Raw genomic sequence first — 22,243 nt, 5'->3', positions numbered from 1 at the left:
GTCTAAAATGAAAATTTACTGGCGAAAAGCACACGTTTACCGGCCGAATGGGGATTACGGTAAACTAGCGGTTCAGCAGCTGCAGGAGCTTCAGCTTTTCTCGATCCAGCTTCAGCAGGCAGGGCCACGGCCGCTTCACACTCCCGCCACAACACAAAAAGCGTGTTGCTGTGTAAGTGTTCCACCGTCTTTCGGCCCTAAAGGCCTGCTTCAGCTTTTCTAACTAAGGGGGGATTACAATGTGGAAACGCATGAGGGAGGATATACAGGCTGTCTTTGAGAATGATCCGGCAGCGCGCAGCAAGCTGGAGGTGGTTCTAACCTACTCTGGCCTGCATGCAATATGGGCACATCGGCTGGCACATAAGTTGTTCAAACGAAACTTTTTGTTTTGGGCCCGCGTCGTTTCGCAGATCAGCCGCTTTTTTACAGGAATTGAGATTCATCCGGGTGCACAGATCGGGCACCGGTTTTTTATAGACCATGGTATGGGTGTGGTCATAGGGGAGACCTGTATTATCGGTAATGATGTTACCTTGTATCAGGGGGTAACACTTGGTGGTACTGGTAAAGAAAAAGGGAAACGCCACCCGACCATTGAGGACCATGCTTTAATTGCGACAGGTGCAAAAGTATTGGGATCCATCACAATTGGGAAACATTCTAAGGTAGGAGCAGGATCTGTTGTTTTGCGGGATGTACCTCCGAATTCGACAGTTGTTGGGATTCCTGGTCGGATTGTTATCCAGGATGGAATGAAAATTGGCAAAGAACTGGATCATTGTAACCTGCCTGATCCGGTGGCCGCTCAGTTCAGAGAGGTTCAGGAAGAGCTGGAACGATTGCAGGAAGAGATTGAACGTTTACGAAAGGGAAGTGAAGTACGATGAGTTTAGTTATTTATAATACGTTGACGCGTCAAAAAGAGGTATTCAAACCTCTCGAAGAAGGGAAAGTAAAGATGTATGTATGCGGACCAACCGTCTACAATTATATTCATATTGGCAACGCGCGTCCGGCCATCGTCTTTGATACCGTAAGACGCTATCTCGAATATCGCGGCTATGATGTAAACTTTATTTCCAACTTTACGGATGTGGATGACAAACTCATTAAGGCGGCAAAAGAGCTTGGTACTGATGTGCCGGCAATCGCAGAGCGTTTTATCCAATCCTATCATGAAGATGTTTGCGCGTTGGGTGTACAAAAAGCGGATCACCACCCGCGAGTGACCGAAACGATGCCTGAAATCATTGATTTTATCAGCAAGCTGATTGAAAAAGGTTATGCCTATGAAGCAAAAGGCGATGTTTATTTTAAAACCCGCTCGTTTGAAGGATACGGCAAGCTTTCTCATCAGTCGATCGATGACCTTCGTTCGGGTGCACGTATCGAAGTGGGTGAAATTAAGAAGGATCCGTTGGATTTCGCATTGTGGAAAGCGGCGAAAGAAGGGGAGATCTTCTGGGAAAGCCCTTGGGGCAATGGACGTCCGGGATGGCATATCGAGTGCTCGGCCATGGCTAAAAAATACCTTGGTGATTCCATTGATATTCATGGCGGCGGCCAGGATCTCACCTTTCCGCATCACGAAAATGAGATTGCTCAGTCTGAAGCCCTGAACGAAGCGCCGATGGCCAAGTATTGGATGCATAACGGCTATATTAATATCAATAACGAAAAAATGTCCAAATCGCTTGGGAATTTTGTTCTCGTCCATGACATGATCAAAGAATATGATCCTCAAGTCATCCGCTTTTTCATGATGGCGGTTCACTACCGAAATCCGATCAATTTCAATGATGAACTGCTTCAAAGCGCACATGCCAGTTTGAGTCGAATCCGTACAGCATACGAGAACTTGAAACACAGACAGGAAGTCAGTGCTGACCTGGCGGAAGATACAGCAGTTTGGGAAGCGAAAGCTTCGAAGTTTAAAAAGGACTTCATTTCTGAGATGGATGATGATTTTAATACAGCCAACGGAATTGCTGTCTTGTTTGACGCGGCCAGGGAAGCTAACGTTTACCTGCAGTCTGAAAACACATCCAAAAGTGTGCTGTCTGATTTTATCACCCTCTTTGAAGAGCTTACCGGGGTACTTGGTTTGACCCTGTCAGCAGAAAAAGAACTGCTTGATGAAGAAATTGAAGCACTGATCGAAGAACGCAACAAATCAAGAAAAGACCGTAATTTTGCGAGAGCAGATGAAATTCGCGACCAGCTGAAGGATATGAACATCATCCTGGAGGATACTCCGCAGGGTGTCCGCTGGAAGAGGCAATAAATGAGCAGACAGATTTCGAGTTCGGATATAAAACAACTGAACGGGATGACGCTGGCTTACATGGGAGATGCTGTACTTGAAACATTTGTACGGCATCACCTCATCCATACCGGCCAGGTGAAACCCAACCGGCTTCATACCCTGGCAACCAAATATGTTTCAGCCAAGGCGCAGGCTTCTGTTGTTCTTCGCTTGCTTGACGAGAAATTTTTTGACGAAGAGGAAGTTAGTGTCATTATGCGGGGCAGAAACGCAAAGCAAGGTTCCGTGCCCAAAAACACAGATGTACAAACGTACAGGTATGGGACAGGCTTTGAAGCGATTATTGGCTATCATCATCTGCTTGGGAATGAAGAGCGGTTACAGACCATTTTTGAAAAAGTAGTTTCTTTCGTCGAACAGGCGGGAGAGGGAGGAAAAAAATGAGCGAAGAATTTATTATTGGCAGAAACCCTGTACTTGAGGTATTGCGTGCGGGAAGAGACATAAACAAAATATTTGTAGGTGAAGGCTCACAGAAAGGGCCGGTCAGCCAGGTCATTCATATGGCGAAGGAGAACAATGTCCTCGTGCAGTTTGTTCCGAAGCGCAAACTCGATCTGCTGAGTGACGGAGGCAATCACCAAGGAGTGATCGCTGCAGTTGCCGCATACGAATATTCAGAGATCGATGATTTATTTAAAAAAGCAGAGGAAAAAGGTGAAGAGCCTTTCTTCATCATCCTTGATGAGATTGAAGATCCCCACAACCTCGGATCCATTATGCGTACTGCAGACGCAGCAGGCGCCCACGGAATTATCATCCCTAAGCGGAGGGCGGTCGGATTGACGGCCGCTGTAGCAAAAGCCTCAACTGGAGCGATCGAATATATTCCGGTCGTGCGTGTGACCAACATCGTACAAACAATGAAAGAGCTTAAGGAGCGCGGCATTTGGTTTGTAGGAGCTGATATGAAAGGAAAGGAAGATTACAGGGAAGCCGGACTTGATATGCCAATCGGACTTGTCATCGGAAGTGAAGGCAAGGGCATGGGCAGGCTGGTTAAAGATACGTGTGACTTTCTTGTACGGCTGCCGATGGAAGGGAAAGTTACTTCTCTCAATGCTTCAGTCGCAGCCGGCCTTTTATTGTATGAGGTTTACCGCAAACGCCATCCGCTGTCATCATAATGGATAATATTTTACTCGTTGATGGCTATAATGTCATAGGCGCCTGGCCTGAACTCCGGTCATTAAAGGATACGGACTTTGCAAAAGCACGCGATGTCCTGATTGAAAAAATGGCAGAGTATCAGGCCTTTACAGGCTTCCGGGTCATCATTGTATTCGATGCCCATATGGTAGCTGGAATGGAGAAGAAAGCAAAAAATTACAAGGTTGAAGTGATTTTCACAAAGGAAAACGAAACGGCCGATGAAAGAATCGAGAGGCTGGCTTCAGAGTACAAAAATGTGAATACACGCATCTTTGTAGCAACCTCCGATTATACGGAGCAATGGGTTGTTTTTGCCAAAGGCGCTTTAAGAAAGTCATCCCGAGAGCTAAAGGTCGAAATGGACGATATAGAGAAAAGAATTGAGCGGAAAGTCAAGAAAGCGAGAGAACGAAACTTTTCCAGCATCTCCCTGTCCGAGGAAGTAGCTGAAATATTCGAAAAATGGCGAAGAGGTCAAAAATAAACAATCTTGACGCTTTTTCATGACATGCTGTATAATATTGTTATATTTTGCCTTGCATTCAGGCTCTGACGGGGGGATTGTCGTGAGCATTTACCTCAAAGAAATGACGGTTCTGGATTATGAACAGATTGAAGATGAAAGTCTGGTTGAACATGTCCATGAAGGAGACAGTGCTGCACTGGAATTTTTAATTAACAAGTATAAAAATTTCGTGCGCGCAAAAGCTAGATCCTACTTTTTAATCGGAGCTGACCGGGAGGATATTATCCAGGAAGGCATGATTGGCCTTTATAAGGCAATCAGGGATTATAAAGAGGACAAGCTTTCATCCTTTAAGGCTTTTGCCGAACTGTGCATCACGCGGCAAATGATAACGGCTATTAAGACAGCCACAAGGCAGAAACATATTCCGCTCAATTCCTATGTATCATTGGACAAGCCGATCTATGATGAAGAATCGGACAGGACGCTGATGGATGTAATTTGCGGGACGAAGGTTACCGATCCGGAAGAGTTGATCATTAACCAGGAAGAGTTTGATGATATTGAACTGAAAATGGGAGAGATATTGAGTGACCTCGAGCGGAAAGTGCTGATGCTCTACCTGGACGGAAGATCGTATCAGGAAATTTCGATCGATCTGGACAGGCATGTGAAATCGATCGACAATGCATTGCAGCGGGTGAAGAGGAAGCTCGAACGATATCTTGAGTTAAGAGAAATAACGTTATAAGCAGGGATCCCCCTGCTTTTCTTTTTTTATTTCAATAAAGTTTTCCGGAACGCGAAAGGGCACGATCTTCTCTCATGAGCCGTTCCGACCTTTATTGACAAGCCTTTTGGGCTGTGATAATGTGGTAAAAGTAGTATAGATATTGTGGATGAGTGGGTCTTAACAGCACGGAAGGTGTTATTATGCGAAAAAAAGTTATTTTAGCCTGCGGTCAATGCAACAGCCGAAATTACACCACCATGAAAAACCAGGCGGAAAATCCTGAACGTATCGAGGTTAAAAAGTTTTGCAGTCATTGCAATGCGCACACTACCCACAAAGAAACGAAATAAAAGGCCGGCTAGCCGGCTGTTTTCAAAGTAAGAAAGGTAAGACTGTGAGGAATTCGGCAGGGCTATGTCTAGCTGCAGCGCCCAAGGACGAAAACCAACTTCTTTTTTCGTCACCGGTCCTCGAAGGACGACATTTGAAACACTATCTCGTCCCAGATCGCTTGCGCTTTTCTTACTCATATATCAATCAGGTAATGGGGGTAACATGATGGCTGACATTGCTGAAAAAACAAGGAAATCACCTGCAAAGTTTTTATCCGATGTTAAGAAGGAAATGAAAAAGGTAAGCTGGCCGAAACGTGATGAGCTGATCCGCTATACAACTATAACGGTCGTAACAGTGGTTTTGATGGCAATCTTTTTATGGGCAGTTGATCTTGGTATTTCGAAGCTTATTGAACTCATTTTAGACTAGTTTGATTATATAGAAACATAACTGGATACAATGCTAGAGTATATCCGCTTAGGAGGGAAAGGACACGGGTTGTCCCGATAAATATGGAAAAAAACTGGTATGTCGTTCATACTTATTCAGGGTATGAAAACAAAGTGAAAACGAACCTGGAAAAGCGCGTGGAATCAATGGGAATGTCGGACAAGATCTTCCGTGTACTGGTTCCTGTTGAAGAAGAAACAGAAATCAAGAACGGCAAAACAAAAACCGCTATGAAAAAGGTGTTTCCTGGATATGTTTTGACTGAAATGGTCATGACGGATGATTCATGGTATGTGGTTCGAAATACGCCGGGTGTTACAGGATTCGTCGGATCTGCAGGAGCGGGATCAAAACCGACTCCGCTCTTGCCTGAAGAGGTTGAACACATTCTTAAAGGCATGGGCATGGAAGAGCCTCGCATCGAAGTGGATTATGAGCTGAAGGAAGCGGTCAAAGTTAAAGAAGGACCGTTTGCTGACTTTGTCGGTACCATCGAAGAAATCGATCCGACAAAACGAAAACTCAAAGTTCACGTGAATATGTTTGGCCGCGAAACCCCGGTTGAATTAGATTTCAACCAGGTCGTCAAGCTTTAATTTTTGAAGTAATTTCAAAAACACTTGAAATCCAACTTAAAAAGTGATAGACTTTTTAATGTTTGATATTTCTAAACAACTGCTTTCTCCTAAGCAAGGGGGAAGCGTATTTTTGAGTGGGAGGGTATATCATACCCATATACCACATCACGGACTTAAGGAGGTGTGTCGCGTGGCTAAAAAGGTTATTAAAATGGTAAAGCTTCAGATCCCTGCTGGTAAAGCAAATCCGGCACCACCGGTTGGACCTGCACTAGGACAAGCTGGTGTTAACATCATGGGATTCTGTAAAGAGTTTAACGCTCGTACTGCTGATCAAGCTGGTTTAATCATTCCGGTTGAAATCACGGTTTTTGAAGACCGTTCATTTACATTCATCACTAAAACTCCTCCGGCTGCTGTTCTACTTAAAGTAGCTGCTGGAATCGAGTCTGGTTCAGGTGAGCCGAACAAGAAAAAAGTTGCAACTGTAAAACGTGATAAAGTTCGCGAAATTGCAGAATCAAAAATGCCTGACCTAAACGCTGCAAATGTTGAATCTGCAATGCGTATGGTTGAAGGTACAGCACGCAGCATGGGAATTGTTATCGAAGACTAATTCTAATGCTTCCAAAGGGTTGCGAGTAAAGGAGACATCCTACCGGTAACGGTTCGCAACCTTTATTAATGGAACCAAAGCCGGACGGAACGCGCGATAATCATCGGCGTTCCCAAAAAGGCATGGCGGCCTCAAAATCTCGAGAGACCGCTTAAGTGGGAGGAATATCCGCTAAACCACATAAGGGAGGAAATTTTTACAATGGCTAAAAAAGGAAAGAAATACCAAGAAGCGGCTAAATTAGTAGACCGCCAAAAATCTTATGAAGCTTCTGAAGCAATCGAGCTTGTTAAAAAGACTGCGACAGCTAAGTTTGATGAGTCTGTAGAAGTAGCAGTACGTCTTGGAGTAGATCCTAAGAAAGCGGACCAACAAGTTCGTGGCGCTGTAGTACTTCCGCACGGAACTGGTAAAACTCAACGTGTGCTAGTATTTGCTAAAGGCGAAAAAGCGAAAGAAGCAGAAGCTGCTGGAGCAGATTTCGTTGGCGATACTGACTACATCAACAAAATCCAACAAGGTTGGTTTGATTTTGATGTAATCGTAGCAACACCAGACATGATGGCTGAAGTTGGTCGTCTTGGACGCGTATTAGGGCCAAAAGGTTTAATGCCTAACCCTAAAACTGGTACAGTTACATTTGAAGTTGAAAAAGCGATTAACGATATTAAAGCTGGTAAAGTAGAATATCGTGTGGATAAAGCTGGAAACATTCACGTGCCGATCGGTAAAGTTTCTTTCGACAACGACAAGTTGGCTGAGAACCTTGGTACAATCATCGAGACGTTGCTTAAAGTGAAACCAGCTGCTGCGAAAGGGACTTATGTTCGTAACGTAGCAATCTCATCTACAATGGGACCTGGAATCAAAGTTAACCCATCTAACTTTTCTCTTAAAAAATAGTTGACACACATTAATTAGACTGTTATAGTTGTTAATGTTGTAAATAAATATCTATGTCATGCCGTAGACAGCGGGGGCTTAATGCTTAATTATCCTGCCGAGGTGTGTAGCACAGAATAAATCAATTATTGATTGCTTGATTTCTGACACTACGCCTTCATGTCTAACATGAAGGCTTTTCTTATGGCTACGGTATGAAGATGACTAGACTATTCTACAGGAGGTGTAAGGATGAGCAGTATTCTTGAAACTAAGAAGCAATTGGTTTCTGATATCGCTGGACAATTGCGTGAGAGCAAATCAACAATTCTTGTTGACTATCGCGGTTTGACTGTAGCGGCAGTAACTGAGCTTCGTAAACAACTTCGTGATGCTGGGATCGAGTTTAAAGTATACAAAAACTCAATGGCTCGACGTGCAGCTGACGAAACTGGCTTATCTGAGCTTAACGAGCATTTGGTTGGCCCTACAGCGATTGCGTTCAGCAATGACGATGTAGTAGCTCCAGCTAAAATTCTTAACAACTTTGCTAAGGAAAATGATGCTCTTGAGATCAAAGCAGGTGTAATTGAAGGCCGTATCGCATCGGTTGAGGAAGTTAAAGCTCTTGCAGATCTTCCATCACGTGAAGGACTTCTTTCTATGTTACTCAGCGTGCTTCAAGCGCCAATTCGCAACTTTGCGTTGGTTACTAAAGCAGTTGCTGAACAAAAGGAAGAACAAGGCGCATAAGCTTTGCGTTTTAACTGATTTATAGATTTAACTAACTAAGGAGGAAATTATAATGTCTAAAGAAATCATTGAAAGCTTAAAAACTATGACAGTTTTAGAACTTAACGACCTAGTTAAGGCAATTGAAGAAGAGTTTGGTGTTACTGCTGCAGCTCCTGTAGCTGTAGCTGGTGGAGCTGCTGGTGCAGACGCTGCTGCTGAGCAAACTGAGTTTGATTTAGTTCTTACAAGCGCTGGCGCTTCTAAGATCAAAGTTATCAAAGTAGTTCGTGAGCTTACAGGCCTTGGTCTTAAAGAAGCTAAAGAACTAGTTGACGGCGCTCCAAGCAATGTTAAAGAAGGCATTGCTAAAGAAGAAGCTGAAGAAATGAAAGCTAAACTTGAAGAAGTTGGAGCTTCTGTAGAAGTTAAGTAATTTTAAATCAAAAAGGGTTCGCCAACAGGCGGACCTTTTTATTTGGAAGATAAGAAAGCATGAAGACGATGGAGCATTCGGCGAAGTATTGTCCAGCTCCAGCGCCCGGGGCTGAAACCGTATTTCTTGTTTTCAGCATAAGTCCTCGGAGGACGAATTGAAAAACCACAATTTGTCTTAGGTCGCTTCACTCTTGCCCCTCAACACAAAAAGCGTGTTGCTGTGCATGAGTTCCAGCGCTTGTCGGACTTAAACAGGGCACTTGCGCTTATCTTGAGTAATCTTGGTCATACTGATAACAGGAATTCCTTTTAAGGAAAGGAAGATGAACATGGGTGGTCATTATTATTCTGAGCGGCCGGACGTAAAGAGCGATCCGAAAAACTGGACGTTTACGCTTAGAAACCATGAGTTCAAATTCACATCTGATTCCGGTGTCTTTTCAAAAAAGGAAGTGGACTTCGGAAGCCGATTGCTGATTGAAGAATTTGTATCTCCGGGAATTGAAGGAGATTATTTGGATGTTGGATGCGGCTATGGACCGATTGGACTCGCGATTGCTAAAGAAAATCCTGGCCGGCGTGTGCTGATGGTGGACATTAACGAGCGCGCCCTGGAATTGTCTGCGGAAAACGCGAAGAAAAACGGAATCTCCAACATCGAAGTGCGAAAAAGCAGCCTGTTTGAAAATGTTGCAGAAATGGGATTTGCGGCCATTCTTACAAACCCGCCCATCCGTGCAGGAAAAAAGGTTGTCCATCAGCTGTTTGAAGATTCGTATGATAAATTGCAGACTGATGGGGAATTATGGATCGTCATTCAAAAGAAACAAGGTGCTCCATCTGCGATTGAAAAACTTCAGTCCGTATTTGCGGAAGTGGAGACTGTTTCAAAAAGTAAAGGGTACTATATTATTCGAGCGATAAAACGTTGACTCTGTATGGAGTCTATGCTAATATTATAAAATGCCAATGAATTCACATTTTCTGCCCTTGTGTTCAAATGCAGAAAAAACCTCGATATTATAACCTTTTAAGGTATATCAAGAGAAGAATTTGGACAAAATTATATAATCTGTTGCTCGATTGAAATTGTGGTTTTTATAAAAACCCTTTTTCTTTTTGTCTTTCTGACATTCAATAATAGAATGTTAGAGTATATAGGAACAAGAAAAAACGCTGGATTTGAGGGGTGAATCAGTTGACAGGTCAACTAGTTCAGTTTGGACGCCACCGCCAACGAAGAAGTTACGCAAGAATTAGCGAAGTGCTTGAATTACCGAACTTAATCGAAATTCAAACTGCTTCCTATCAATGGTTTCTTGATGAGGGACTGCGTGAAATGTTCCAGGACATTTCGCCGATTGAAGATTTCACTGGAAATCTCGTGCTAGAGTTTATTGACTATAGCCTCGGAGAGCCAAAGTATCCTGTGGAAGAATCAAAAGAGCGTGATGTAACTTATGCTGCGCCGCTTCGTGTAAAGGTGCGTCTCATTAATAAAGAGACTGGCGAAGTGAAAGAGCAAGAAGTATTTATGGGAGATTTCCCGTTAATGACAGATACAGGCACGTTTGTGATCAACGGTGCTGAACGTGTAATTGTTTCCCAGCTTGTTCGTTCACCAAGTGTCTATTACAGTGAAAAGATTGATAAAAACGGTAAAAAGGGTTTCACTGCCACTGTTATACCAAACCGAGGTGCCTGGCTTGAGTTCGAAACAGACGCCAAAGATATAGTATATGTGCGCATTGACCGCACTAGGAAAATTCCTATTACCGTATTGCTTCGCGCATTAGGGTTTGGGTCTGATCAAGAAATCATCGACTTGCTTGGGGAAGATGAGTATTTAAGAAATACCCTTGATAAAGACAATACAGAAGGTACGGAAAAAGCACTCCTGGAAATCTATGAGCGCCTTCGCCCCGGCGAACCTCCTACTGTTGATAACGCCAAGAGTTTGTTAGACTCACGCTTCTTTGATCCAAAGCGTTATGATCTTGCAAGTGTAGGGCGTTATAAAATCAATAAAAAGCTTCATATTAAAAACCGCTTATTCAACCAAAAGCTGGCTGAAACCCTGGCTGATCCAGAAACGGGCGAAGTGCTTGCTGAAGCAGGGACACTACTCGACCGCCGTACACTGGACAAGATACTTCCTTATCTTGAAAACGGCATTGGTTTCCGTCATGTGACTCCGGCAGGCGGGGTAGCTGAAGATCAGGATATTCCTCTTCAGTCTATTAACATTTATGCTCCGGATGATGCTGATGGAGAGCGCGTTATTAAAGTAATTGGCAATGCTTATGTTGAGAAATCAGTTAAGAACATTACGGTTTCTGACATCATTGCATCTATTAACTACTTCTTCAACTTGCTTCATAGTGTTGGTAATACAGATGATATTGACCACCTTGGAAACCGCCGCTTGCGCTCTGTGGGCGAGCTTCTCCAAAATCAGTTCCGCATCGGGTTGTCCCGTATGGAACGTGTTGTTCGCGAACGTATGTCGATACAAGATACAAATGCGATTACACCACAGGCACTGATTAATATTCGCCCTGTTATTGCTGCGATCAAAGAGTTCTTCGGAAGCTCTCAGCTTTCTCAGTTTATGGACCAGACCAACCCACTTGCAGAACTTACGCATAAACGCCGTCTTTCAGCCCTAGGGCCCGGCGGACTTACGCGTGAGCGCGCAGGGTTCGAAGTCCGTGACGTTCACTACTCCCACTATGGCCGTATGTGTCCGATTGAAACACCTGAGGGACCGAATATCGGTTTGATCAACTCCTTATCAAGCTATGCAAAAGTAAACGAGTACGGCTTTATTGAAACACCATATCGCCGTGTAGATCCTGAGACTGGTAAAGTAACAGGACGAATCGATTACCTGACAGCTGATGAAGAAGACAACTATGTGGTAGCACAGGCGAATTCCCTTCTTGGTGAAGACGGGGAATTCCTGAACGAAGACGTCATCGCACGTTTCCGCGGTGAAAACACCATTGTCAGACGCGATCGCATCGACTATATGGACGTATCACCGAAACAGGTCGTATCCGCCGCTACAGCTTGTATTCCTTTCCTTGAAAATGATGACTCCAACCGTGCACTGATGGGTGCGAACATGCAGCGTCAAGCGGTTCCTCTAATGGTACCGGAAGCACCAGTCGTCGGAACAGGAATGGAGCATGTGTCTGCAAAAGATTCTGGTGCGGCTGTTATCTGTAAATACGAAGGAATTGTTGAGAAGGTTACTGCGAAACAAGTCCAAGTACGCCGCATTGAAACTATTGACGGGAAAGAAGTAGAAGGTCAGCTTGACCGCTACAACTGCCTTAAATTCATTCGTTCCAACCAAGGAACTTGCTATAACCAGCGTCCGATTGTCAGTAAAGGCGACCGTGTAGTTAAAGGAGAAATTCTTGCAGACGGACCATCCATGGAAAAAGGAGAACTCGCTCTTGGGCGAAACGTTCTTGTCGGCTTCATGACATGGGAAGGCTATAACTATGAAGATGCGGTCATCATGAGCGAACGACTGGTAAAAGATGATGTATACACATCCATCCATATTGAAGAATATGAATCAGAAGCCCGTGATACGAAATTAGGTCCGGAAGAGATTACAAGAGATATCCCGAACGTAGGGGAAGAAGCTCTTCGCAATCTGGATGACCGTGGAATTATTCGTATCGGTGCGGAAGTGAAAGATGGAGACATCCTCGTAGGTAAAGTTACACCTAAAGGGGTTACTGAACTTACAGCTGAAGAACGCCTTCTTCACGCGATCTTTGGTGAAAAAGCGCGTGAAGTCCGTGATACATCACTTCGTGTGCCTCACGGCGGAGATGGAATCATTCTGGATGTTAAAGTATTTAACCGTGAAGACGGCGACGAGCTTCCTCCAGGAGTGAATCAGCTGGTGCGTGCTTATATCGTACAGAAGCGTAAGATTCACGAAGGAGATAAGATGGCGGGCCGCCACGGAAATAAAGGTGTAATCTCCCGCATCATGCCGGAAGAAGATATGCCGTTCCTACCAGATGGAACACCTATTGATATCATGTTGAACCCTCTGGGTGTACCTTCCCGTATGAACATTGGCCAGGTGCTTGAGCTTCACCTTGGTATGGCTGCAAGACAGCTTGGCGTTCACATGGCAACACCGGTATTTGACGGTGCACGTGAAGAAGATGTTTGGGCAACCATTGAAGAAGCGGGAATGGCACGAGATGGTAAAACCGTTCTTTATGACGGAAGAACTGGAGTTCCGTTTGACAACCGTGTTTCAGTTGGTGTCATGTACATGATCAAACTGGCTCACATGGTCGATGACAAACTTCACGCACGTTCTACTGGACCATACTCCCTTGTTACCCAGCAGCCGCTCGGTGGTAAGGCACAGTTCGGTGGACAGCGTTTCGGTGAGATGGAGGTTTGGGCACTCGAAGCATATGGTGCTGCTTATACTCTTCAAGAAATTCTTACCGTCAAATCCGATGATGTTGTGGGCCGTGTGAAAACATACGAAGCCATCGTCAAGGGTGAGAACGTACCGGAACCTGGAGTTCCTGAATCATTCAAAGTATTGATCAAAGAGCTTCAATCACTCGGAATGGACGTTAAGATCATGTCCGGTGACGATAAGGAAATTGAAATGCGCGAGCTTGATGATGAAGAAGATCAAGCAAGTGAAAAGCTTAATTTAAATCTTGAATCTTACACTGTAAGTGAATAAAAACAGGATATCATAAGGGAGGTTTGCTCCTTGATAGACGTAAACAATTTTGAGTATATGAAAATAGGCCTCGCTTCTCCTGATAAGATCCGTTCTTGGTCAAGAGGAGAAGTGAAAAAACCAGAAACGATCAACTATCGTACACTTAAGCCTGAAAAAGACGGTTTGTTCTGTGAACGTATTTTCGGACCTCAAAAGGACTGGGAATGCCATTGCGGAAAATACAAACGTGTCCGCTATAAAGGTGTCGTATGTGATCGCTGTGGCGTAGAAGTAACTCGTGCTAAAGTTCGACGTGACCGTATGGGTCACATCGAACTTGCTGCACCTGTTTCGCACATTTGGTATTTCAAAGGAATACCAAGCCGTATGGGTCTTGTACTCGATATGTCTCCAAGAGCACTGGAAGAAGTTATTTACTTTGCATCTTACGTGGTGACAGATACGGGTGAAACGCCGCTGGAGAAAAAGCAGCTGCTTTCTGAAAAAGAATACCGTTCATACCGTGAAAAATACGGTCAAGGGTTTACTGCACAAATGGGTGCAGAAGCCATCAGACGCCTTCTTGAAGACATCGACCTTGTAAAAGAAGTCGATCAGCTGAAAGAAGAGCTGAAAACTGCACAGGGACAGCGTCGTACCCGTGCAATCAAGCGTCTTGAAGTGCTTGAAGCGTTCCGTCATTCCGGCAACGAACCGTTCTGGATGATCCTGGATGTTCTTCCTGTTATTCCGCCTGAGCTTCGCCCAATGGTGCAGCTTGACGGAGGACGTTTTGCAACATCTGACTTGAATGACTTGTACCGCCGTGTTATTAACCGTAATAACCGTTTGAAGCGTCTTTTGGATTTAGGTGCGCCGAATATCATCGTACAGAATGAAAAACGTATGCTTCAAGAAGCGGTAGATGCTCTAATCGACAACGGACGACGCGGCCGTCCTGTAACAGGTCCTGGTAACCGTCCGCTAAAATCACTATCCCATATGTTAAAAGGGAAACAAGGCCGTTTCCGTCAAAACCTTCTTGGTAAGCGTGTTGACTACTCTGGCCGTTCCGTTATCGTAGTAGGTCCTCACCTTAAGATGTACCAATGCGGTCTTCCTAAGGAAATGGCACTTGAGCTCTTCAAGCCTTTCGTTATGAAAGAGCTTGTTGCCAAAGGTCTTGCTCATAACATTAAGAGCGCGAAACGCAAGGTAGAACGTGTTCAGCCGGAAGTATGGGATGTGCTTGAAGATGTAATCAGAGAGCATCCGGTATTGCTGAACCGTGCCCCGACTCTTCACAGACTAGGGATCCAGGCGTTCGAACCTACACTGGTTGAAGGACGCGCTATCCGTCTTCACCCACTCGTTTGTACAGCTTACAACGCTGACTTTGATGGTGACCAAATGGCGGTTCACGTACCTTTATCAGCTGAAGCACAAGCTGAGGCACGCATTCTTATGCTGGCTGCACAAAACATCTTGAACCCGAAAGATGGTAAACCGGTTGTTACACCATCTCAGGATATGGTACTGGGTAACTATTACCTTACGATGGAGCGTGCAGGTGCGATTGGTGAAGGGTCTGTGTTTAAAGATGCGAACGAAGCAATCGTTGCGTACGAAAATGGCTATGTCCATCTTCATACCCGTATTGCTGTTCCGGTATCCACTTTAAACAAGCCTTCATTTAAAGAACACCAGCAAAATATGATGTTAATGACGACTGTCGGAAAACTTCTCTTTAACGAGATTCTTCCTGAGTCATTCCCATACATCAACGAGCCAACAACAGCCAACCTGCAAATTGAAACGCCTGAGAAGTATTTCCTTCCTCAAGCTGCGAACATCAAAAAAGAAATCGCTAAGCATGATGAAGTAGAGCCGTTTAAAAAAGGAATTCTCGGTAAAATCATTGCAGAAGTGTTCAAACGATTCAAAATTACTGAAACATCCAAGATGCTTGACCGCATGAAAGAGCTTGGATTCAAATATTCAACAAAAGCAGGGATTACCGTTGGTGTTTCTGACATCGTCGTATTGCCTGAGAAACAAGTCATCCTATCCGCAGCTGAAGAAAAAGTTACTACGGTAACGAAACAGTTCCGCCGCGGTCTGATTACAGAAGACGAGCGTTATGAGCGCGTCATCAACATCTGGAGCCAGGCAAAGGATGAGATTCAGCAAAAACTAATGCTTACCCTTGATAAGAGAAACCCAATCTTCATGATGAGTGACTCTGGTGCCCGTGGTAACGCATCTAACTTTACACAGCTTGCCGGTATGCGTGGTCTCATGGCCAACCCGGCTGGTAAAATCATCGAATTGCCGATCAAGTCCAGTTTCCGTGAAGGTCTGACGGTACTCGAATACTTTATCTCTACACATGGTGCGCGTAAAGGTCTTGCCGATACAGCACTTAAAACAGCTGACTCAGGTTACTTGACTCGCCGTCTTGTAGACGTAGCTCAGGACGTTATCGTCCGTGAAGATGACTGTGGAACGGACCGTGGTCTAACAGTTGCGGCGATTAAAGAAGGCAATGAAGTAATCGAGAACCTATACGAGCGTTTAGTCGGGCGTACTGTGTTCAGAACAGTGTACCACCCGGAAACAAACGAGGTTCTTGTCAGCAAAAACGAGCAAATCACGGAGGATTCAGCAGCGGCAGTAGTTGATGCAGGAATTGAAGAAGTAACGCTTCGTTCAGTATTTACTTGTGATACCCGTCATGGTGTTTGTAAAAAATGTTACGGACGCAACCTGGCAACAGGATCTGATGTTGAAGTCGGTGAAGCTGTCGGTATCATCGCTGCCCAATCAATCGGGGAGCCAGGAACACAGCTTACAATGCGTACCTTCCATACAGGCGGGGTAGCAGGAGACGATATCACTCAAGGTTTACCGCGTATCCAGGAGTTGTTTGAAGCACGTAACCCGAAAGGTCAGGCGCTAATCTCTGAGCTTGAAGGTACAGTGATCAATATTAATGAGTCTAAAGAGAAGCGTGAAATCCTTGTTCAAGGTGAGATTGAAACTAGATCTTACACTGTGCCATACGGGGCCCGCATTAAAGTTGCAGAAGGCGATGCTGTGGTTGCAGGGCAAGTTCTTACTGAAGGTTCAATCGACCCGAAAGAATTGATCAAAGTTAAAGGTGCAGAAGGCGTTCAAGAATACTTGCTGCGTGAAGTTCAAAAAGTATACCGTATGCAAGGGGTAGAAATTGGCGACAAACACGTAGAGGTAATGGTTCGCCAGATGCTTCGTAAAGTCCGTATCATTGATGCCGGCCACACTGATGTCCTGCCAGGCGCATTGATGGATATCCACGCCTTTACCGATGTGAACAGAAAGGTTCTTCTTCAAGGCGGCATTCCTGCTACAGGACGCTCTGTATTGCTTGGTATTACCAAAGCATCTCTTGAAACTGAATCGTTCTTATCTGCAGCATCCTTCCAGGAAACAACACGTGTCCTGACAGATGCAGCAATCAAAGGTAAACGTGATGAATTGCTCGGATTGAAAGAGAACGTAATCATCGGTAAGCTGATCCCGGCTGGTACTGGAATGTCCCTTTACAGAAATGTAGGAATGGATTCTCCTGTATCAACAGAAGAAAGTGAAACTGCTGATCACGAAGCAACAGAGCTAGTCTCACAAGATTAATAAGAGAAGTGTTGACATTGGGAGCACAACAGTGATATTATATCTGAGTGCTCCTAAGAATTGTTACTTTGGAGGATATAACGATGTCTTATGAAAAAGTGACACAGGCTTCTGATTTTATCGTAGGAACTAAGCAAACCATTAAGGCTTTGCAAAACGGGGAAGTTAAAGAGCTCGTCGTTGCTGATGATGCCGACCCTCGTGTAACCGGTAAAGTATTACAGATTGCACAGGAAAGACTTGTCCCGATTACGAGAGTCGATTCCATGAAAAAGCTTGGCAAAGCTTGCGGAATTGATGTTGGAGCCGCAACTGTTGCGATAAAAGGATAAAATAAATGTTTTTGCGACGTCACCCGCGTGGCCTCTCGCAAAAACTTTCTTTTGTCCAAAGATGAACCACCTGGTTCAGTGGTCTTAGAAAAACGCAAGGAAAGGAGGAAAAACAAATGCCTACAATTAATCAATTGGTTCGTAAAGGCCGTGAGTCAAAAGGTAAAAAATCTGACTCTCCAGCTCTTAACAAAGGCTACAACAGCTTCAAAAAAGCTCAAACCAACGTTTCCTCTCCGCAAAAACGTGGAGTATGTACTCGTGTTGGTACGATGACACCGAAGAAACCGAACTCGGCTCTTCGTAAATACGCTCGTGTACGTTTAACCAACGGAATTGAAGTGACTGCTTACATCCCTGGGATCGGGCACAACCTTCAAGAGCATAGCGTAGTGTTGATCCGTGGCGGACGTGTAAAAGACTTACCAGGGGTACGTTACCACATCGTTCGTGGTGCGCTTGATACTGCTGGTGTTAACAACCGTATGCAAGGCCGTTCTAAATACGGAACTAAGCGTCCTAAAGCTGCTAAAAAGTAAGCTTTTAAATAATGCGTAAATAAATAGGAGAAAGGAGGGGACACAATGCCTCGTAAAGGACCTGTATCTCGTCGTGATGTGTTGCCTGATCCAATTTACAAGTCTAAACTTGTAACTCGTCTAATCAACAAAATTATGATTGACGGTAAAAGAGGAGTAGCACAAACCATTCTTTATAATGCATTTGACATTATCAAAGAACGTACAAACACAGAACCTATGGAAGTATTCGAACAAGCTCTTAAGAACATCATGCCTGTACTTGAAGTTCGTGCCCGCCGTGTTGGTGGAGCTAACTACCAAGTTCCAGTTGAAGTTCGCCCTGAGCGCCGTACGACTCTAGGACTTCGCTGGTTAACAAACTACGCTCGTCTTCGTGGGGAAAAGACAATGGAAGAACGTCTTGCTAACGAAATCATGGATGCTGCTAACAATGCTGGAGCATCAGTGAAGAAGCGTGAAGATATGCACAAAATGGCGGAAGCAAACAAAGCGTTTGCTCACTACCGCTGGTAAAAACACAAGAGACAGTTTCTTAACTGTCTCTATCACACTATAAAAAATCATTTTCCTATGTATAGGAAGGAGAGAAATTCATGGCAAGAGAATTCTCCTTAAAAAATACGCGTAATATCGGTATCATGGCTCACATCGATGCTGGTAAAACAACGACAACTGAACGTGTACTATACTATACAGGTCGTATCCATAAAATTGGTGAAACTCATGAAGGAGCTTCACAAATGGACTGGATGGAGCAGGAACAAGAGCGCGGAATCACAATTACTTCCGCTGCAACAACTGCTCAGTGGAAAGGTCACCGTATCAACATCATTGATACTCCTGGACACGTAGACTTTACAGTAGAAGTAGAACGTTCATTGCGTGTATTAGACGGAGCTGTAGCTGTACTCGATGCTCAGTCTGGGGTTGAACCGCAAACTGAAACAGTATGGCGTCAAGCAACAACTTACGGGGTTCCCCGTGTAGTATTCGTTAACAAAATGGACAAGATCGGTGCTGACTTCCTTTACTCTGTAAAGACTCTTCATGACCGTCTTGGTGCAAATGCACACCCAATTCAGCTTCCTATCGGTGCTGAAGACCAATTTGAAGCAATCATCGACCTAATCGAGATGAAAGCTGTATTCTACGGAAACGACCTTGGAACTGACATTGAAGTAGGCGAAATTCCTGCTGAACATGTTGAGCTAGCTGAAGAGTACCGTGGAAAACTTATCGAAGCGGTAGCTGAGCTTGATGAAGAATTGATGATGAAGTACTTAGAAGGCGAAGAGATTACAAACGAAGAAATCAAAGCAGGTATCCGTCAAGGAACTTGTAACGTTGAATTCTACCCTGTAATCTGTGGATCTGCATTTAAGAACAAAGGTGTTCAGCTAATGCTGGATGCAGTTCTTGACTACTTGCCAGCTCCAGTCGATGTAGAAGCAATCAAGGGTACACTCCCTGATTCTGAAGAAGAAGTAACTCGCGAATCAAGCGACGAAGCTCCATTCTCTGCATTGGCATTTAAAGTTATGACTGACCCTTATGTCGGTAAACTTACATTCTTCCGCGTATACTCCGGAACATTGAACTCAGGTTCATATGTACAGAACTCTACTAAAGGCAAGCGTGAGCGCGTTGGACGTATCCTTCAAATGCACGCAAACCACCGTGAAGAGATCTCTGCAGTATATGCTGGTGATATCGCAGCAGCTGTAGGTTTGAAAGATACAACCACTGGTGATACTCTCTGTGATGAGAAGTCCCAAGTTATCCTAGAATCTATGGTATTCCCTGAGCCGGTAATCCACTTATCTATCGAGCCTAAATCTAAGGCCGACCAAGATAAAATGGGTATGGCCCTTGCGAAACTTGCTGAAGAAGATCCTACTTTCAGAACTGAAACTGACGAAGAAACTGGACAAACGATCATCGGGGGAATGGGTGAACTTCACCTTGATATCCTTGTTGACCGTATGAAACGTGAATTCAAAGTTGAAGCTAACGTAGGTGCTCCACAGGTTGCTTACCGTGAAACAATCCGCCAAGCGGCTAAAGTTGAAGGTAAGTTCGTACGTCAGTCCGGTGGTCGTGGACAATACGGTCACGTTTGGATCGAATTCGAACCAGGTGAAGAAGGATCTGGATTCGTATTCGAAAACAAAATCGTCGGTGGTGTTGTTCCTCGTGAATACGTCCCAGCGGTACAAGCCGGTATCGAAGAATCAATGAAAAATGGTATGCTTGCAGGATTCCCATTGCTTGATCTTAAAGCAAGAATCGTTGACGGTTCATACCATGACGTTGACTCCAACGAGATGGCGTTTAAAATTGCCGGATCTATGGCTCTTAAAAACGCGAAAGCAAAATGTGACCCTGCTATCCTTGAGCCGATCATGAAAGTTGAAGTGGTTGTTCCTGAAGAGTACATGGGAGACATTATGGGTGACGTAACTTCCCGACGCGGACGTGTTGAGGGTATGGAAGCCCGCGGTAACGCTCAGGTTGTTAAAGCGATGGTTCCACTTGCTGAAATGTTTGGTTACGCTACATCTCTTCGTTCTCGTACACAAGGGCGCGGAACTTACTCCATGCACTTTGATCACTACGAAGAAGTACCAAAATCAATTTCAGAAGAAATCATTAAAAAATCAACTGGCCAATAATTGTTGACAGTTGTAACAAGCTAGCTTTTCATGTAATCTAAAATAGGCAGACAACCTGTCTGTTTTAAATAAAAAAAATTAAACTTTTACACATAATAAGGAGGAATCTTTCTCATGGCTAAAGAGAAATTTGATCGTTCCAAAACGCATGCGAATATTGGTACAATCGGACACGTTGACCACGGTAAAACAACTTTAACAGCTGCAATTACTTCTGTACTTGCAAAGAAATCTGGTAAAGGTCAAGCTATGGCTTACGACCAAATCGACGGTGCTCCAGAAGAGCGCGAACGTGGAATCACAATCTCAACTGCACACGTTGAGTACGAAACTGATTCTCGTCACTATGCACACGTAGACTGCCCAGGACATGCTGACTATGTTAAAAACATGATCACTGGTGCTGCACAAATGGACGGAGGGATCCTAGTAGTATCTGCTGCTGACGGCCCAATGCCACAAACTCGTGAGCACATCCTTCTTTCTCGTCAAGTAGGTGTACCTTACCTAGTAGTATTCTTGAACAAATGTGACATGGTTGATGACGAAGAGCTTCTTGAACTAGTTGAAATGGAAGTTCGTGACCTTCTTACTGAGTACGATTTCCCAGGAGACGATGTTCCTGTAATCAAAGGTTCTGCTCTTAAAGCTCTTGAAGGAGACGCTGAGTGGGAAGCTAAAATCATCGAACTTATGGACGCAGTTGACGAGTACATCCCAACTCCTCCACGTGACACTGAAAAACCATTCATGATGCCTGTTGAGGACGTATTCTCAATCACTGGCCGTGGTACTGTTGCTACTGGACGTGTTGAGCGTGGACAAGTTAAAGTCGGAGACGTTATCGAGATCCTTGGTCTTACTGAAGAGCCAAAATCAACAACTGTAACTGGTGTTGAAATGTTCCGTAAACTTCTTGACTATGCTGAAGCTGGTGACAACATCGGTGCACTTCTTCGTGGGGTTTCCCGTGACGATGTTGAGCGTGGACAAGTTCTTGCTAAGCCAGGAACTGTTAAAGCTCACACTAAATTCAAATCAGAAGTATACGTACTTTCTAAAGAAGAGGGTGGACGTCATACTCCATTCTTCTCTAACTACCGTCCTCAGTTCTACTTCCGTACAACTGACGTAACTGGTATCATCCAACTTCCAGAAGGAACTGAAATGGTTATGCCTGGAGACAACATCGAAATGACTGTTGAACTAATCGCTCCAATCGCGATCGAAGAAGGAACTAAGTTCTCTATTCGTGAAGGTGGACGTACAGTAGGCGCTGGAGTAGTAGCATCTATCCAAGCGTAAGTTCATTTCTCAAAAAAGCATCCCTTTATGGGATGCTTTTTTTATGTTGCTTAAAACAGAAGGCTTAGCTGTGTTTTATTTATATAGAAGAAACCCGTTTTTTATTATTGGTAATCCCCGATAAGAACCTTGCTTTTACAGGGTTGAGGGCCTATAATAGAAAAAGTGTGCGGCTGATGAAAATATTTATAAGAATAGCTTGCAATAGGCAGCTGTTTTTACTATAATAAGTAATGTTGGTCATTCATTTGCGATGATCCGGAAGGTTGCTGACACACCCGGCCC

The 22,243-nt window shown here is 44.3% G+C and carries 22 protein-coding genes and 1 other annotated feature; all 22 genes read left to right on the top strand.

Annotation, left to right across the window (positions count from 1 at the left end; genetic code table 11):
• The first annotated feature begins 7 nt into the window (after positions 1–7).
• Entirely contained in the window at positions 8–223 is a 216-nt protein-coding gene (locus tag OKX00_RS22995; protein ID WP_265408957.1) for a hypothetical protein, read from the top strand.
• Between the two features lie 16 nt (positions 224–239).
• Positions 240–890 carry a serine O-acetyltransferase EpsC gene (gene epsC / locus OKX00_RS22990; protein ID WP_265408956.1) on the top strand — a complete coding sequence of 217 codons (651 nt, stop codon included), beginning with the start codon at positions 240–242 and terminating at the stop codon, positions 888–890.
• Positions 887–2,287: a cysteine--tRNA ligase gene (gene cysS, locus OKX00_RS22985; RefSeq protein ID WP_265408955.1), complete on the top strand. Its 1,401-nt coding sequence runs from the start codon at positions 887–889 to the stop codon at positions 2,285–2,287. The genes epsC and cysS overlap by 4 nt, the downstream gene beginning before the upstream one ends.
• The gene (locus OKX00_RS22980) at positions 2,288–2,713 is read left to right on the top strand and encodes a Mini-ribonuclease 3 (protein WP_053356217.1); all 426 of its coding nucleotides are present in this window, start codon (positions 2,288–2,290) and stop codon (positions 2,711–2,713) included.
• Positions 2,710–3,456 carry a 23S rRNA (guanosine(2251)-2'-O)-methyltransferase RlmB gene (rlmB, locus tag OKX00_RS22975; RefSeq protein ID WP_053356216.1) on the top strand — a complete coding sequence of 249 codons (747 nt, stop codon included), beginning with the start codon at positions 2,710–2,712 and terminating at the stop codon, positions 3,454–3,456. Before OKX00_RS22980 ends, rlmB begins: the two co-directional genes overlap by 4 nt.
• Positions 3,456–3,965, top strand: a complete 510-nt coding sequence (locus OKX00_RS22970; protein WP_265408954.1) for an NYN domain-containing protein — start codon at positions 3,456–3,458, stop codon at positions 3,963–3,965. Before rlmB ends, OKX00_RS22970 begins: the two co-directional genes overlap by 1 nt.
• An 82-nt stretch (positions 3,966–4,047) precedes the next feature.
• Positions 4,048–4,698, top strand: a complete 651-nt coding sequence (gene sigH / locus OKX00_RS22965; RefSeq protein WP_053356214.1) for an RNA polymerase sporulation sigma factor SigH — start codon at positions 4,048–4,050, stop codon at positions 4,696–4,698.
• 182 nt (positions 4,699–4,880) lie between these two features.
• Positions 4,881–5,030 (top strand): 50S ribosomal protein L33, encoded by a 150-nt coding sequence (gene rpmG, locus OKX00_RS22960; protein WP_062240211.1) that lies wholly within the window; start codon positions 4,881–4,883, stop codon positions 5,028–5,030.
• 205 nt (positions 5,031–5,235) lie between these two features.
• Positions 5,236–5,445 (top strand): preprotein translocase subunit SecE, encoded by a 210-nt coding sequence (secE, locus tag OKX00_RS22955; protein ID WP_416054277.1) that lies wholly within the window; start codon positions 5,236–5,238, stop codon positions 5,443–5,445.
• A gap of 83 nt (positions 5,446–5,528) precedes the next feature.
• A complete protein-coding gene (gene nusG / locus OKX00_RS22950) occupies positions 5,529–6,062 on the top strand; it encodes a transcription termination/antitermination protein NusG (RefSeq protein WP_053356211.1) in 534 nt (177 codons plus the stop codon).
• A gap of 172 nt (positions 6,063–6,234) precedes the next feature.
• Positions 6,235–6,660 carry a 50S ribosomal protein L11 gene (gene rplK, locus OKX00_RS22945; protein ID WP_053356210.1) on the top strand — a complete coding sequence of 142 codons (426 nt, stop codon included), beginning with the start codon at positions 6,235–6,237 and terminating at the stop codon, positions 6,658–6,660.
• A gap of 201 nt (positions 6,661–6,861) precedes the next feature.
• Entirely contained in the window at positions 6,862–7,563 is a 702-nt protein-coding gene (gene rplA / locus OKX00_RS22940; RefSeq protein ID WP_265408953.1) for a 50S ribosomal protein L1, read from the top strand.
• Positions 7,564–7,606: 43 nt separating this feature from the next.
• Positions 7,607–7,754, top strand: a sequence feature (ribosomal protein L10 leader region).
• A gap of 40 nt (positions 7,755–7,794) precedes the next feature.
• A complete protein-coding gene (gene rplJ / locus OKX00_RS22935) occupies positions 7,795–8,295 on the top strand; it encodes a 50S ribosomal protein L10 (protein ID WP_062240216.1) in 501 nt (166 codons plus the stop codon).
• A 52-nt stretch (positions 8,296–8,347) separates the two neighbouring features.
• The gene (rplL, locus tag OKX00_RS22930) at positions 8,348–8,710 is read left to right on the top strand and encodes a 50S ribosomal protein L7/L12 (protein ID WP_053356207.1); all 363 of its coding nucleotides are present in this window, start codon (positions 8,348–8,350) and stop codon (positions 8,708–8,710) included.
• Between the two features lie 331 nt (positions 8,711–9,041).
• On the top strand, positions 9,042–9,644 hold the full coding sequence (locus tag OKX00_RS22925; RefSeq protein ID WP_091010597.1) for a class I SAM-dependent methyltransferase: 603 nt from the start codon (positions 9,042–9,044) through the stop codon (positions 9,642–9,644).
• Between the two features lie 266 nt (positions 9,645–9,910).
• Positions 9,911–13,453 carry a DNA-directed RNA polymerase subunit beta gene (gene rpoB, locus OKX00_RS22920; protein ID WP_265408952.1) on the top strand — a complete coding sequence of 1,181 codons (3,543 nt, stop codon included), beginning with the start codon at positions 9,911–9,913 and terminating at the stop codon, positions 13,451–13,453.
• 30 nt (positions 13,454–13,483) lie between these two features.
• Entirely contained in the window at positions 13,484–17,107 is a 3,624-nt protein-coding gene (gene rpoC / locus OKX00_RS22915; RefSeq protein WP_265408951.1) for a DNA-directed RNA polymerase subunit beta', read from the top strand.
• 83 nt (positions 17,108–17,190) lie between these two features.
• Positions 17,191–17,439 (top strand): 50S ribosomal protein L7ae-like protein, encoded by a 249-nt coding sequence (locus tag OKX00_RS22910; RefSeq protein WP_053356203.1) that lies wholly within the window; start codon positions 17,191–17,193, stop codon positions 17,437–17,439.
• A 116-nt stretch (positions 17,440–17,555) separates the two neighbouring features.
• On the top strand, positions 17,556–17,978 hold the full coding sequence (rpsL, locus tag OKX00_RS22905; protein ID WP_053356202.1) for a 30S ribosomal protein S12: 423 nt from the start codon (positions 17,556–17,558) through the stop codon (positions 17,976–17,978).
• A gap of 45 nt (positions 17,979–18,023) precedes the next feature.
• Positions 18,024–18,494 carry a 30S ribosomal protein S7 gene (gene rpsG, locus OKX00_RS22900; protein WP_053356201.1) on the top strand — a complete coding sequence of 157 codons (471 nt, stop codon included), beginning with the start codon at positions 18,024–18,026 and terminating at the stop codon, positions 18,492–18,494.
• 80 nt (positions 18,495–18,574) lie between these two features.
• Positions 18,575–20,653, top strand: coding sequence for an elongation factor G (fusA, locus tag OKX00_RS22895; RefSeq protein WP_265408950.1), 2,079 nt, complete (start codon positions 18,575–18,577; stop codon positions 20,651–20,653).
• A 114-nt stretch (positions 20,654–20,767) separates the two neighbouring features.
• Positions 20,768–21,958: an elongation factor Tu gene (gene tuf, locus OKX00_RS22890; RefSeq protein WP_256227839.1), complete on the top strand. Its 1,191-nt coding sequence runs from the start codon at positions 20,768–20,770 to the stop codon at positions 21,956–21,958.
• Positions 21,959–22,243 lie beyond the last annotated feature (285 nt).

Origin of the sequence: Fictibacillus sp. KU28468 (genome assembly GCF_026153615.1) — a bacterium.
Classification (GTDB): domain Bacteria; phylum Bacillota; class Bacilli; order Bacillales; family Fictibacillaceae; genus Fictibacillus_C; species Fictibacillus_C marinisediminis.
Note: the sequence above shows the minus strand (reverse complement) of the source record. Positions and strands in the feature narration are given on the sequence as shown.